Genomic DNA, 14,170 nt, shown 5'->3' on the forward strand with positions numbered 1-14,170 from the left:
GACTGGCCTCCCTCTCGGTGTCGCGGACTGGCGTTAGTGGCGGATGCCGGTGGCGAACGGCAGGGTGTTGACGAAGGCGCGGTGGTGCTCGCGGTCGCACCACTCCAGCTTCAGGTACGACTTGCCGGCGGAGGCCCGGATGGTCCGCTTGTCGCGGGCGAGGGCCTCGGGGGAGCGGGACGACACGGTGATGTACCCCACGAGGTTGACGCCGGCGGCGCCGCTGGCGAGATCTTCACCCCGCTGGTCGAGCCGGCCGTGGGCGGCGATGTCGCGGGGGTCGATGGTGCGGTTCATCTTGGCCTGGCGGCTGGCCTCGGCGTCGTCGTTGGTCTTCTCGGTGAGCATGCGCTCGATGGCGATCTCGGTGGGTTCCAGGTCCATGCAGACGGCGACCGTGCGGATGACGTCGGGGGTGTGGACGAGGAGGGGGGCCAGGAAGTTGACGCCGACGGGGGTCATCGGCCATTCCTTCACCCAGGCCGTGGAGTGGCACCAGGGGGCGCGGGTGGTCGATTCACGGGTCTTGGCCTGGAGGTAGGTCGGTTCGACGGCGTCGAGTTCGGCGGGCCAGGCGTTGCGCTTGGTCATGGCCTGGATGTGGTCGATGGGGTGGTCCGGGTCGTACATGGAGTGCACGAGGGAGGCGAGCCGGCTCTGGCCGAGGGGCTGGCGGACCCGGATGTCGGCCTCGGCGAGGCGGGCGCAGATGTCGGTGAGCTCGCGGGCCATGACGACGGCGAGGCCGGCGTCGCGGTCGAGCTTGCGGCCGTCGTGCGGGCGGGCGGCGCGGGCCATGGCGTTGGCCTCGGCGGCGAGCTCGCGGTTGAAGTGCATGCAGGCGACGAGGTAGGCGCGGTGCTGCTCGCTGGAGGTGGAGACCATGGACTGGAGCTGCTCGTAGGAGTCCTGGAGCCAGCGGGGGGAGGCCTTGTCACCGCGCTGGGCGACGTCCTTGGCGTGGGCGTCGGGGTCGGCGGGGAGCGTACGGGCCAGCATCTGGAGGCGCGTGACGAAGCCGTCCCCGTTGGCGACGTGTTTGAGGAGGGTGCCGAACCGGTCGACGAGGGCTTCCTGGTCCTCGCTGTCGCGCAGGCCGACGCCGGGGCCCTCGATCTCGATGGCGGCGGTGACGGTGCGCCGGTCGGCGTGGAGGAGGACCGCGATCTCGTCGGGGCCGAAGGGGGCGGCGAGCCAGTTGATCCGTCCGATGCCGGGGGGCGGGCCGATCTCGACCTCGCGGCCGTCGGCGCGGATGCCGGCCTCCATGGCGGAGGAGCGGTAGGCGGTGCCGCGGCGCAGGGAGCGCTTGTAGCTGCGGTTGATCTCGAACCACTTGTAGAAGGTCCGGTGCCGGTACGGGACGTACACCATGGCGATGGCGAGGAGCGGGAAGCCGGTGAGCAGCACGATGCGCAGGGAGAGGACGGGGACGAGCAGGCCGCTCATCATGCCGAGGAACGCGCCGGCGATGATCAGGGCGATCTCGCCCGTCTCACGGTTCTTGCCGACGATCGCGTTCGGCCGGGCCCGGCCGATGAGATACGTACGGCGGGGCGTGATCGGATGGGACTGTGTGCTCAACGCCCGCCACCTCCTGTGCGGTTGTTACCTGTGTTGCCTGAACCGCCGCGTGTTCCGCGGCTGCTGTGGGGGGTGCCGGAGGTGGGGCCCGCGCCGCTGCGGGGCGGAGGTGCGGCGGAGGGGACAGATCCGCCGCCGACTCCGCTCCCGCTGTTGCGGGAGCTGTGTGCGGCGACTCCGCCGCTGACCGGGTTGGCGGGCCGGCCGCCGCCGCTGCCGGTGTCGCCGCTGTTCTGGCCGCCGCGGCTGCTGTGGGTCTTGATGCCCTGGGAGACGAGTGCGGCGGGTGAGCTGATCATGGCGGCGGCCTGGGAGCCGTCGGTGGCCTGTTTACGGTTGGTACGGGCGCCCTGGATCTCGTCGCCGAAGCCGGGGACGAAGCGGTAGATCATGCCCGAGGCGAAGATGGCCAGGAGGATGATCGCGAGGCCGGAGACCACGGCGGAGAACGCGTCGGGGCCGTCGTCGGAGGACAGTGCGCCGGCGAGGCCGAGGACGATGACGATGACCGGTTTGACCATGATCACCGCGATCATGATGCCCGCCCAGCGGCGGACGTGGCCCCACATGTTCTTGTCGACGAGCCCGGCGTACACGGCGGTTCCGAGGAGGGCGCCGACGTAGAGCAGGGCGGCGCGGATGACGAGCTCCAGCCAGAGGATCCCGGCGGCGAGGATCGACACGAGCGAGACGACGATCAGCATGATCGGGCCGCCGCCGATGTCGGTGTCCTTCTTGAGCGCTTCGGCGAACGACCCGAAGAAGACGTCGGTCTGGCCGCCGGACGAGGAGGCGATGACCTCGGTGACGCCGTCGGTCGCGGAGACGACCGTGTAGAGGATGAGCGGGGTGAACGCGGAGGCGAGGACGGTGAGCCAGAGGAAGCCGATGGCCTCGGAGATCGCGGTGGTGAGCGGTACGCCGCGGATCGCGCGCTTGGCAACGGCGAGGAGCCAGAGGACGAGCGTCAGGACGGTGGAGGCGGCGAAGACGATCGCGTACTGCTGGAGGAAGCGGGTGTTCGTGAAGTCGACGTTGGCGGTGTCCTTGACCGCGTCGCTGAGCTTGCCCACGATCCACGCGGCGGCGTCGGCGCAGCCACGGCCGAGGGAGGTCAGGGGGTCGAGGGCGGGGTCGGTGCTGTTGGGCGGGGTGGACTTAGGGGAGCTGGCGCTGCCGCCTTCGCAGTAGTCCTTGGCGGGGCCGCGAATGAGATCGCATGCGCTGCTGTCCTCGCTGGGCGCCGGGGACGGTGCGGCGAACGCACGACTGGCCGTCAGGACGATGAAGACCTGGATGGAACTCGCGATTGCCGCCAGCGAAAGGCCACGGAAGAGGCGACTAGCGGGCATACGTGAACCCTCCGAACTGCTCGACCGCATCGGCCATCTCTTCAGCAGAGGAGGCAGCCTGGTCCCGGCCGACCGGAGCCGGGCCGTCCTTCTGCGTGAAGTCGGTGACCTTCCAGTCGCCGCCGGTCCATTTGAGCTCGAAGGTATTGGTGAACCAGCTTTCGGACACGGGGTTCTTCGATCCGTCGCCGGCCAGCCCGAACAACGCCGAGTACCAGACGGCGACGCTGGCGGTGTCTCCGCCGAACTTTACGACCTTGGTGCCGACAGGGTTGGAGCGTGAGATGAACGTCTGCCCAGCTGGTGCGGTGCCCTCAGGAGTGAGACCGATGTTCGCGAGGAAGTCGGCATCGGAGTAGACCTTGTCCAGGGCATCCTCGCGTGCAGCGGCGACCGCTGGTGCGTACACCGCACCTGCGATGGCTCGTCGTTGGTCGCCGTCGAACATACCGGCGGACCCGAGCGCCACCGCGTAGTTCGCCGCCGCGCTCTCCGCCCCCTGCTGGTCGTGGGCGAAGCCCGAGGGGATCGGGCCGTTCTTGCCCGATACCGGCTTCGTCCCCGTCGCCGCCGTCGGCGCGGCGCCGGTCTTGTCGGTGGCGCTGGATCCCGACTTGCCGCCGGAGTCGTCGTCGCCGCCCATGTTGGCGAAGGCGATGGCGCCCAGGAGGAGGACCACCACGCCGAAGAAGGTGATGAGGGAGCGGGAGTTGCGGGCCGGGCGGCGGGGGCCGTAGGCGTCGCCGGCCGGGCCTTCGGGCAGGCGGGTGCGGGTCTGGCGGGTGCCGCCGATCGTGCTGTAGGCGTCGCTCCCGCGTCCCGCGTCGCTCCCGTAGCCGTCCTCGTCGCCGAGACTCATGCCGCGTACGCCCCCTCAACCGTGGCTCGGACCGTGTCGTAGTACGACGGTAGCCGTGCTGCTCTCCGCGCGGAGGCGGTGTGGTGACTCGACATCAGGGGTACGCAACCTCTGCCGGTGGGCACGACGGACGGATGGGGGGGTGGGGCGGACGGGTGGACGACGGCCCCGGTCAGGGGTGACGCCCGGTCAGACCGCCATCCCATACACAATGGTGAACAGGGTCCCGAGCGATCCGATGATGAACACACCGGTCAGACCGGCCACGATCAGTCCCTTGCCCTGTTCCGCGCTGAACGTGTCGCGCAGAGCCGTGGCGCCGATCCGCTGCTTGGCCGCTCCCCAGACCGCGATGCCGAGGCACAGCAGGATGGCGATCGCCATCACCACCTCGATCATCACGCGGGCCTCGTTGCCAAGGGTCCCGAACGGCCCCCAGTTCGGGGCGATTCCGCCGATGATGGTGGTGATGTCGCCCTTCTCAGCTGCCAGGATCATGTAAGTCACCGCCCCTGTTGGGTAGTTCGGCGCCCGTACCGCACGGCACGAGTCACTCTCTATCTTCGCTGATGAAACTGGATTCGTACGACGGCTTCATGGCTCTCTTTACCCGGATCTCGCACATTTGACCGGTCTGACCGCCCTGACCTGCGGATCGAATCGGTGTATGGACGAAATGCATATGGTTACTCTGTGTATCACGGAGAGTGACGCCGGGCAATGATCGTCATCACGCCAGACCGGCCGAGATGCCCCGAAGCGGTCGTGGCGCGCTGTTCAGGACGCGGGGCGCCAGGTCTGAGTGCCTGTCGGGCGGAGGAGCGGGTGGCGGGGGGTAGGCGGGCGGGGTGGGGTCTTCCACCGGGACGGTGGCCGGAAATCGCACCAGGAGCCGTCGAAGGGAAAGGTTCCGGCCTCGGCGAGCTGTGCGACCGTCGTTCCTTCGGACCGGATCGCGTGGGCTTCCTCGGCCGTCCAGTACGCGGGGTGGCCGGTCTTCTCCGCGAAGGACCGCTCGTCCTTCCAGGTCCACGTACGGTCCGGCGCGACGTTGATGTCCAGCTCGTGGTCGCTGATGTCGATGTCGGCGCCGTGATGGACGCGCCGTTCGAGATTGACGTACCAGCCGCGGAACTTGTGTCTGCGGCCGAAGAGCCAGAGCACCGAGTGCGCGGCTCCCGTCGGCTGGTAGAAGAGGGCGTCGCCCATCGGCCAGCGGCCCGCGACCACGGGGAAGCCCTCGGCCGGACGTTCGTGCGGGTCGATGTCCCGCAGGTGGGTGATGCCGCGCGGCAGGACGGTGTGCCACATCGGAGTGCCCGATTTCATCCACACAAGCTGTCCCGCGTCCGTGCGTTCGACGAGGCGCACGGGCACGGAGGCGCCGAGGTGGCCGCCTATGAAGAAGTTCCAGTGCAGGATCTGACCCGGAGTGCTGCTTGCGGTGTCCCTCTTGTCCTCTTTCATGCTTTTGATCATGCCCGCCGCGCGCACCGCGGACACTTACGGGCGATGGGCCCGCGCGGGGCCGTCTCACGGCCCGTCAGTCAGTGGCGATACCCCGGCTCGCGAGGACGTCGGAGTCGAACGCGGCGCCCATGCCGCAGTCGTCCACCCCCGTGATCAGCCGCAGGTTGGGCAGCAGGTCCAAGTCGTCGAGCGAGCCCACGTCGTAGAGGTCGTCCTCGCCGTCCCAGACCGGGGAGCACTCCTGGTACACCTGAAGCCCGCCGTCGAGGTCCAGCGTCTCCACGGTCGCCAGCAGTTCCGGGCTGATCTCCAGCGCCTCGAAGTGGGTGCGGGCCTCGTCGAGGACGGTGAAGGCGAGGTCGTTGTCGTAGGCGTAGGTCTGCGGGTCGTCGATGCCCTTCGCCTTCAGGCAGTCGGCTATGCGGAACGCCGGGGTGAGTGTCTCGTCGTCGTACATGAGCTTCTCGATGACGAGGAGCTTGAAGTTGAAATCGCGGAAGGCAGGCATGCCGGGATCGTAACGGTGCCCTCGGACAGACCGCCATGGTCCGCCCGAGGGCCCAGGTGCTTCGTCGCCGTCCGTCACGGCCCGTCCGGGTCAGGACTTCGTGTTCGCCTGCTTCATGGAGGCCACCGCGTCCGCGATCGTGCTGCGGTACAGGCCCAGCTTCGGGGTGCCGACCTTCACGTCCGGGCCGAGCGGGAAGTTGAGCTGCTCGGCGTTGGCCATGTTGTCGCCGTCGGCGAGCACGTTCAGCTCGTTGACCCAGGTCACGCCGTTTCCGCCGCCCGGGTTGAGGTCGATCACCGCGATCGCGGCGGTCTTCGGCTTGACCGGGTACGCGGGGGCGCCGCCCAGGCCGCCCGGGACCAGCGGGAGGATGTCGCCGCTGTGGTCCTTGGCGTTCGAGGCGCCCAGGCTGACGCGCGGGAAGTAGCTCAGGCCGCAGGAGTTCGTGCCGGTGTTGTTGACCTCGATCACGTGCTGGGTGGCCGAGCCCTCGCGGGCGTACACGCGCACCGACAGGTCCGAGCTCTTGCAGGGGTGCTTGTAGGCGTAGTCGTCGCTGGTGTTGCCGCTGGTGGCCCCGCTCGTCGAGCCGCCCGTGTTCGCGGCGCCGCCCTTGGACTTGCCGGTGCTGGAAGAGACCGCGTCCGTGGAGCCGCCCGTCGTCGCGCCGTCGGAGGCCGTGCCGCCCTGTGCGTCGTCCTTGGCATTGTCCTTGGCGACCACCGTGGCCTCGGCGGACGCGGAGTTGTCCGCCGGGCCGGCCGACTTGGTGCCGCCGCCGTCGCCGCCACAGGCGGTGAGGGCGAGGGCGAGCACGGCGGTGACGGCGGTGCCGAGGGCGGCGGTGTGCTTGCGGTTCGTACGCATGGAGTTCCCCGAAGTGTGTGGCGGTCGGATGATCGGTCGGTGCGGCCAGAGCCCGGGACCTGCGGCGAACCGCTCCCCCTCCGGGCCTTCTGACACAAGAAGACTCCCGCCCGCCGCTCATGTTCTGCTAACGCCTCCCTGACGTCCCGCTGACGCCCCTTCGGGCGGGCTCCGTGCGGGCTCCGGGCGCCCTTCGGGCCACCCGGGCAGGCATGACCCGGGGCCGTTCTGGAAGGATTCGGTCCGCGCGCGTGACTTCGGTGGTGCGATCACCGTTAGATGTGATGTGCCCAAGCCTGTCGTGTCCGCCGTGCCGCCCGTGACGACCGCTTCCGTCGAGGGCGGTGCCGCCGCCCCGCCGCCCTTCCTGCTCACGCCGCGCCAGGGGGAGGCCGCCCGCGCGCTCCTGTCGTACGTGGCCGCCCTGCCGCTGAACTCCGTCGACGCACAGCTCCTCGCGGTCGTCGTGGGGATCCGGGCCGCCCGGACGGGGACCGGAAACCTCACGGGGACCGATCTGCGGTCGTTGCGGCTGGAGGACCCGGAGGCTGCCGTGGCCGAACTGGCCGCGGCCGGTTGGCAGGTGCCCGGTGAGCTGATCGGCGGTGACCCGGACAAGCCGGTCGGCATCGTCGTGCCGGGCATGGCCCCCGGACCCGGCCATGTACTGCCCCTGGGCAAGGAGGCGCGGTCGCGGGTGTCGGGCTGGTCCATGCGTACGCGGGTGGCCAAGCCCGTACGCAAGGGCGCGTCGGGGGTCCGGCTGGCGGCGCTGTTCCTGGCGGCCCACTCCTCCGCCGAGCTGGTCGGCCAGGCTCCGGCCGAGCTGCCCGTCGCCTGTTACGGGGCGGTGCCCACGCTCCTGGAGAAGGGGTTCCTCGCCGAGGTGAGGGGGCAGACGTACCGGCTAGGCCCGACGGTGGGGCACCTCGCCGGCCTCTTCCGTACCCCGGAGGAGCTTGCCGCACTCGCGCGGGAGGAGGAGGAACGGCTGGCGGCCCGGGAAGCGGCGGCCGCCGCCGAGGCCACACCGGAGAGCTGGGCGGCGTGGAAGGCGGACGTCAGCCCCGCGCTGCTGCGACACGTGGAGGCCGTCGAGAACTGCCGGCTCTGCCGTCTCGCCTTCATCCGCGTCGCGAATGGGTTCATGACCCCGCCCTCCCCGCTGCCCATGCCCCGGTCGGCCCTCGACGCCTACGACACCTGGCGGGCCGCCCACCCGGAGAGCGGGCGCGAGGCCGCCCAGTTCACCGTGGCGTTCCGTACGGGGCACGGCCACGGGCCGTCGTACGGGCAGCTGTGCAAGGGCCTGGGGTGGCGGAAGCTGTCCCGGGAACTGCGCGGCATCATCGTGCGCACGCTCATCGACGAGGGCTGGCTGACCTCCACACCCCCGGTGCCGTGGACCCTGCGGCCGGGGAAGACCGCCCACGCGCAGGGGATCGTCCTGCCGGGGCAGGTGGCACGGGGCGGCCGCTGAGCGCGCGTCATCGCTTCCGGGACGCCAGGAGCAGGGTCGCGGCGATGAGGAGTGCGGTGACGATGCCCGTCGTCAGGATGGGTGACGGTGCGAACGTGGCCGCCAGGACCGCGAGCACCGCCACCGGGTGGAGGACGTCGGCCGCGCGGCGCAGGCCGGCGGTGCGGTGGTGAAGCAGCCACACGAGGGTGATGAACACGGCGACCGGGACGGTGTAGACGGCCGCCGCCGTGCGGTCGGAGATGTGGCCGTGGCCCTCGGTGTGCGCGACGTTGAGCGCCAGCCCGGCGCCGACGGCCGCCGCCGACGCGAAGACCAGGTAGTGGCCGTAGCCCCACAGCAGCGCCGTACGCAGACTGGTCAGCAGCCGGGGCGCGCTCTGCGCGAAGTAGAGCCACCACAGGGCGAACACGGTCAGCAGGCCGCCCGCGACCAGGGCGGCGAGGTCGCCGAGCGCCGCGTGGGTGTCCAGGGCGGTGCGTACGGCTCCGGTGGCGGCGGTGATGGATTCGCCCAGCACGATCAGCGTGAACAGGCCGTACCGCTCGGCGATGTGGTGCGGGTGCCAGGTGGTGGTGGTTTTGCGTTCCGCCAGTGCGGGAACGGCGATCTCCGCCAGTACGAGGATCGCGAAGGTGACGAGCCCGGTGTCGTCGGGAAGGGCCAGCCGTACGACCCAGCCGATCTGCACCAGGAAGATCCCTGCGGCGTACCCCAGGCAGGTGCGGCGCCGTTCCGGGTCCGAGCGGGCGGCGCGCAGCCACTGGGTGACCATGGCGAGCCGCATGACCACGTAGCCCCAGGTGATGACGGTGAAGTCCTCGTGCTCCAGCGCCTCGGCCGCGCCCGCCGCGAGGACGAGCGCGCCGGTGATCTGTACGAGCGTCAGGAGCCGGTACGGGACGTCGTCGGTGTCGTACGCGGAGGCGAACCACGTGAAGTTCATCCACGCCCACCAGATCGCGAAGAACACCATCGCGTAGCCGAGTACGCCGTGGCCGATGCGGCCGGCGGCGAGTTCGTGTTCGAACGCGGAGGCGGCCTGGGCTACGGCGGCGACGAAGCAGAGGTCGAAGAACAGCTCCAGCATCGTGGATGCGCGGTGCTGCTCGTCGGCGCGGCGGGCCACCATCGGCCGGTGCCAGAAGCTGGGGGAGGGGGACGATGAGCTCATGGGGGCGCATTCTTCCGGCTGGGCGGGGCAGGGCGGAGCGGGCCGCGCCCGGGTTTCGGTGTGTAGGGGGGCCGGTGCGTGGGAAAAGCAATGGCACGTCTGCGGGCGGCCCTGTCACACTCCCGTCCATGACCTATGGAATCGAGAACCGCCCCGCCCGTTGAGCGCCCCGGAAGAGCGCGGAGCGCTCCCTTCCCGGCCCTCGTCCCTCTACGCGTGCGCGCTGCGGGTCCAGCAGGCCGAGCCCGAGGGACCGTGGTCCCGGGCCGACGCGGCACCACCCGTACCCCGCCTCGTCCCGTCCAACCGGGCGAGCCGTGACTTCACCCGGACCAGGGACGAAGTGGCTCGCCTGCTCGGGCCGTTGCTGGTTGCCCCGGACGCCGTCGAGGCGGCGGAGGAGGCGCACCGGCGGCTGGCGGCCATGGATCCGCCCGTCCGGCACCGCACCCTGCGCCTTCTCGTCGCCGGGCTGCTGGTGGAGAACGAGGAACGGGCGCGGGCCCCGGCGCGCGTCCTGGTGCGTACCGGCGTCAGCTACCCGGCCGTCTGCACCGGCATCGCCCTCCTGAGCGAGCTGGGCGAGCCGGAGGACGTGCCGTATCTCCGTACCCTCGGCGTGCTGCGCACCCTCGTACGGCCCGTCGTCCACGCGCTCGACGCCCTGGACCGGCCGGCCGCCGCCGTGCTCGACCTGCGCAACCCCAACGGGGCGCCGGAGCTGCAGCCGCTGCTCGCCGCGCTCGACTCCGGCGACCGTGCCGCCGTACGGGAACGGGTCGTCGCGCTGTCGGGAGACGTGTCGCCCGAGGTGGTGCGGAGGGTCGCGGAGGCGTCCCGGCTGGCCGATCTGCTGACGGGCGCCGATGACCTGCCGCTCGCGGAGAGGGGCGAACTGGTCGCCCAGGCGGGGCGGCTGCTGTTCCGCATGACGACCCTGCGCGACTACCGGCCCGAGATCCTCTCCTACCCGGACGCCCCTCGTGTGTACGAGGAACTCGCGCGGTACGCCGGTCTCCTCCCGGCCACCCCGGACCATCACGCCCTCCTGCTCTCCGCCGTCCAGGAGTTGCGCACCGGGCCCGTCATCCTGCACGACTGGGGTCCCGGGCGGCGGGAGGCGGCGCAGTCGCAGCTCACGGCCGTCCTGAGCCGGCCGGAGTGGCAGGCGGTGGCGGACCAGGAGGGGGACGGGCCCGGCGCGCGGAGGCGGTTCGCGTGGATGCGGCGTACGCGGGCGCGGGCGTTGCGTTCCCCGTGCGCCCCTCCCGCGCCGTTGCGCATCGAGGTCCACCACCGCGACCCCGACGACCCCGCCACGGTCGAGGCGCGCATCCTCGTCGACGGGCGCCCGCTCGTGCCGGACTACTTCGGCCGGGGGCCCGCCAACGCGCCCGAGGAGCTGCTAGGCACCGGCCTCCTGCGGGCCACGGACGAGCCCCACGAGGTGCAGCTCGCCGAGGCGTACTGCACCGAGGGCTGCTGCGGTGCGTTGTACGTCACCGTGCGGCGGGACGGGGACCAGGTCGTGTGGTCCGGGTGGCGCTGCCCGGTTCCGCCGGCCGGCAAACGCGAGTTGCCCGAACTCCGTTTCGACGCCGCCGCGTACGACACCGAGGTCGCCCGCGCGGAGAGCGACGACGGCCGGGCGTGGCCGGCCCGCCGGACCGCCCGGCTGATCGTCGCCGGACTGCGTGGCCGGCCGGACCTCCTCACCCGTTGGAACGTCCGGCTCGGCTGGACCGGGACGGCCTTCCGGGACCCCGACGAGACGGTGATCAGCCTCCGGTACGACTCCGAGGACGGCTCCCCGCGCCAGCTCCTCTGGAGCATCCCCGATGACGGCGCCCCGCCGCAGGACCGGGCGGCGGCCGCGTTGGCCCGGCTGGCCGCGGAGGATCCGAGGACGTACGGGCGTTAGCGCCGGTCCACCGTTCGGGTGATCCGTCGGTGGGGGCGAGGCGTTGGCAGGTCCGGGGAGCGGGGCGATACCCGCTTCCCAGCGGCCGGGTGTCCGGCGTGTCGCGGTTGCCGGGTTTGGCACAGTGCCGCTCCACGATCTTCACGATCAAGAACGGGGCGAGCGGTGAGTGGTGCGCGGTTGAGGCTGAGCGATCTGGCGGGTGGCGGGACGGGGGGCGGCTCCTCCGTGGGGGGCGGCTCCTCCGTTGGGGACGAGCTGCGGCACAGCGGGGGCGCGTGGTTGCGGGCCGCCGGGGGCGCGGAGGGGATGGGTGCCCATCTCGGTCCCGTACGCGTGGAACTGACGACCGCCCACGAGGGGCTGGCCGCCGGGACCGCAGGCCTGAGGGCCCTCGCCGAGCTGGGCGTCGTACAGGAATCCTGGGTCCGGCGGTTCGAGTCCGCCCGCCACGAGTGCGGGGCCCTGGCGGGCAGCCTTCGCGCCGTGGCGCGGGCGCAGGCTGAGACCAACGAGTCCGTGCGGTCGTCCTTCTCGCCCGTCGCGCGCCGGACCCGTGGGGTCGAGCGATGACAGTGCTGGACTCCACGCTGACGTGGGCCCAGCTGCGTGACATCAAATGCGCCGAGCTGGAGAGCGCGGCCGACGGCTGGGGCAAGGCCAGCAACCGCGCGGATGCCGGGCGGGACCGCATCGAGAAGCAACTGCTGGCCGGCCTGCGCGAGAACCAGCACGGTGCGGCGGCCGACGCGGCGGTCGGGCGGCTGCGGCGGCTCGGCCGCAACCTGCAGTACGTGTACACCGAGTGCGGTCTGGTCCGCACCGCGCTGAACAGCCTCGCGCACGACCTGCGGGTGCAGCAGACCGCGCTGCGGCGGGCGCTGGACGATGCGGAGTCGCTGAAGTACACCGTGCACCCGGATGGCTCGGTGACGTATCCGGCCGTGGGCGCGAGTCCGCTTGAGGGGACGCCGGGCGGCACGGTGGGGGCGATGCCCGGCCTGTACCCGCCCTCGGGCCTGACCGGTGCGAACCCGCACGCCGCGAAGGCGCAGGACATCGCGGACCGGGTCGACAGGGCGGTCCGGACGGCCTCGCAGATCGACTGGCGCTTCGCGCGCGTGCTGCGCAGGCTCAAGGCGGAGGAGGGCCTGAAGGTCCCGGACCGCACGTGGACCGATGCGGCGGGGGACGCGGCGGCGGTACGGGAGGCTGCGCGCGGCTACCTGAAGTCCCGCATCCCGCGTGACGCGTCGCCTGCGGCGAGGCGCGAGTGGTGGGAGCACCTGACGGACGAACAGCGCGAGGAGTACCTCGCGGTGTACCCGGACCAGATCGGCAACCTGGACGGCATCCCGTCCCTTGTCCGCGACACCGCGAACCGGGACAACCTCCAGCTCCTGATCGGCAAGCTGGAGGGACGGTCGGACGAGACGTCCGGGGTGCGGTTGGCGGGGTTGCGGGAGATCCAACGGCAACTGAACGAGGGCGGCCAGCCGCCGATGTACCTCCTCGGCATCGGCGACGAGGGAAACGGCAGGGCGATTGTGTCGTTCGGGAACCCGGATACGGCGCGGAATGTTTCGGCATATGTGCCGGGGTTGAATACGTCGTTGGATAAGGACTTTGCTACGGGGGACGTTAAGCGGGCGAGGGACACTGCGAGGGCCGCTATCAAGTACGACCACTCGAGTGCATCGATGGTTTGGCTCGGCTATGACGCGCCGCAATTTCCGGACGGACTGAGTAGCTTCGCCGTGGCGGGGGACGACAGGGCTGTCAAGGGTGGGGGTGCGTTCAATCAATTTATGGCCGGCCTGGCGGCTACGAATGCTCACGAGGATCCTCATATGACGGCAATTGGACACTCGTACGGATCGCGCACAGTGGGGGCCGCTACACAGCAGGGCGGCGGAATTCCGGGGGTCGACGACATCGTGTTGGTTGGAAGCCCAGGGGTTGGCGTGGATCGAGCGGAGGATCTTGGGGTGGGTAAGAACCACGTCTTCGTAGGTGCAGCTGAGAATGACATCGTGACCAAAATGCCGTCACGTCGGCAGGCAGCTGCCGGTCTCTACGCCATGCCCGGGGGACCCGTCGCTGCGTACCTGTTCGGCGATGCTGCGGATCAAGGCGACGATGACCTGTGGTTCGGGAAGGATCCGGCGAGTGAAGCGTTTGGCGCCAGACGTTTCCCGGTAGCGCCAGGACCTCGTCCCGTTGGACTTGGTGGACTGTCGATCGATGCCCACTCTGGCTATTTCGATGTTGACCCAGAACGGGACGCGGTGTCGGCCGACAGTATTGCTCTTATTGCAGCTGGGAAGGCTGACAAGGTCAAGGTAGAGGAGGCGCGGTGATGCGGCGGGCGTTGAGGCTGGGTGCTGCGCTGCTGATTTTTCTTTACCTGCCGGGCTGTGGAGGCAGCGATCGAGTTGCTGAGGGGGGACGTGTCGGCATGGACATGCAAGGCGCGGCAGATCGAGCCGACGAAATCTTGGATCAGGTTATGAGAGAGATCAAGCCGGCGGTTCAATGGGCTCATGGGCCCACCAGTACCGGGCGTTGCGACGTATCGCGGATGAGGGTCGTTATGACCGTTGTTTCCGAAGAGCGTCGGGGTAGTCTACTGGGAGTGGTTGACCGGTTCTGGCGGAAGAATGGATACAGGATCAAGGCGGTCAACAAGGACGTCGATCTGCCCGCCATTTATGCGCAAACCAGCGATGGTTTCGGCGTCACCTTGAGCGTTGGAGGGAAGGGCCAGGCCTTCTTTGAGGTGGATAGTCCCTGCGTGGAGGAGTCCGAGGTGGCGGAGTCCACGACTCCGCCCAACGGGCCCTCCTACGACGGGGTCTACCCGTTGCCCCGCCCCAACGTCCGCGACGACTTCTGGTCCGATGGCGCTCCCTGAGCGCCATCCGCGCGCCCCGCTGACTCGTACACACCGTC

13 protein-coding genes are annotated in these 14,170 nt (G+C 70.4%); 5 read left to right on the top strand and 8 right to left on the bottom strand.

Annotated elements, in window-relative coordinates:
* Nucleotides 1-33 precede the first annotated feature (33 nt).
* The 7 genes from OG242_RS17100 to OG242_RS17130 all read right to left on the bottom strand — a co-directional run bounded on the left by OG242_RS17100 (nt 34) and on the right by OG242_RS17130 (nt 6,643).
* A complete protein-coding gene (locus tag OG242_RS17100) occupies nt 34-1,584 on the bottom strand; it encodes an SCO6880 family protein (protein WP_405898986.1) in 1,551 nt (516 codons plus the stop codon).
* Entirely contained in the window at nt 1,581-2,936 is a 1,356-nt protein-coding gene (locus OG242_RS17105) for a hypothetical protein (protein ID WP_405898987.1), read from the bottom strand. The genes OG242_RS17100 and OG242_RS17105 overlap by 4 nt, the downstream gene beginning before the upstream one ends.
* A complete protein-coding gene (locus OG242_RS17110) occupies nt 2,926-3,795 on the bottom strand; it encodes a hypothetical protein (RefSeq protein ID WP_405898988.1) in 870 nt (289 codons plus the stop codon). Before OG242_RS17110 ends, OG242_RS17105 begins: the two co-directional genes overlap by 11 nt.
* Nucleotides 3,796-3,984: 189 nt before the next feature.
* Nucleotides 3,985-4,293: a hypothetical protein gene (locus OG242_RS17115; RefSeq protein ID WP_018101695.1), complete on the bottom strand. Its 309-nt coding sequence runs from the start codon at nt 4,291-4,293 to the stop codon at nt 3,985-3,987.
* A 279-nt stretch (nt 4,294-4,572) separates the two neighbouring features.
* Nucleotides 4,573-5,262 carry a DUF402 domain-containing protein gene (locus OG242_RS17120; RefSeq protein WP_405898989.1) on the bottom strand — a complete coding sequence of 230 codons (690 nt, stop codon included), beginning with the start codon at nt 5,260-5,262 and terminating at the stop codon, nt 4,573-4,575.
* A gap of 76 nt (nt 5,263-5,338) precedes the next feature.
* A complete protein-coding gene (locus OG242_RS17125) occupies nt 5,339-5,773 on the bottom strand; it encodes a DUF6892 domain-containing protein (RefSeq protein WP_405898990.1) in 435 nt (144 codons plus the stop codon).
* Nucleotides 5,774-5,863: 90 nt separating this feature from the next.
* Complete coding sequence (locus OG242_RS17130) at nt 5,864-6,643, bottom strand: DUF4232 domain-containing protein (RefSeq protein ID WP_405898991.1); 780 nt, start codon at nt 6,641-6,643, stop codon at nt 5,864-5,866.
* Between the two features lie 319 nt (nt 6,644-6,962).
* On the opposite strand from OG242_RS17130, the gene OG242_RS17135 reads away from it, so the two are divergent.
* Nucleotides 6,963-8,123, top strand: a complete 1,161-nt coding sequence (locus OG242_RS17135) for a hypothetical protein (protein ID WP_405898992.1) — start codon at nt 6,963-6,965, stop codon at nt 8,121-8,123.
* A gap of 7 nt (nt 8,124-8,130) precedes the next feature.
* Here the strand turns inward: OG242_RS17135 and OG242_RS17140 are convergent, their stop codons facing one another.
* Complete coding sequence (locus tag OG242_RS17140) at nt 8,131-9,297, bottom strand: low temperature requirement protein A (protein WP_405898993.1); 1,167 nt, start codon at nt 9,295-9,297, stop codon at nt 8,131-8,133.
* 160 nt (nt 9,298-9,457) lie between these two features.
* Here OG242_RS17140 and OG242_RS17145 point away from each other — a divergent pair, with 160 nt between their 5' ends.
* The 4 genes from OG242_RS17145 to OG242_RS17160 all read left to right on the top strand — a co-directional run bounded on the left by OG242_RS17145 (nt 9,458) and on the right by OG242_RS17160 (nt 14,132).
* Nucleotides 9,458-11,218, top strand: a complete 1,761-nt coding sequence (locus OG242_RS17145) for a hypothetical protein (RefSeq protein WP_405898994.1) — start codon at nt 9,458-9,460, stop codon at nt 11,216-11,218.
* Between the two features lie 309 nt (nt 11,219-11,527).
* On the top strand, nt 11,528-11,791 hold the full coding sequence (locus OG242_RS17150; RefSeq protein WP_405898995.1) for a hypothetical protein: 264 nt from the start codon (nt 11,528-11,530) through the stop codon (nt 11,789-11,791).
* Complete coding sequence (locus tag OG242_RS17155; RefSeq protein ID WP_405898996.1) at nt 11,788-13,578, top strand: alpha/beta hydrolase; 1,791 nt, start codon at nt 11,788-11,790, stop codon at nt 13,576-13,578. Before OG242_RS17150 ends, OG242_RS17155 begins: the two co-directional genes overlap by 4 nt.
* Complete coding sequence (locus OG242_RS17160; protein ID WP_405901637.1) at nt 13,578-14,132, top strand: hypothetical protein; 555 nt, start codon at nt 13,578-13,580, stop codon at nt 14,130-14,132. Before OG242_RS17155 ends, OG242_RS17160 begins: the two co-directional genes overlap by 1 nt.
* Nucleotides 14,133-14,170: the final 38 nt, after the last annotated feature.

It is taken from the genome of Streptomyces sp. NBC_00727 (assembly GCF_045161745.1).
Lineage (GTDB): Bacteria > Actinomycetota > Actinomycetes > Streptomycetales > Streptomycetaceae > Streptomyces.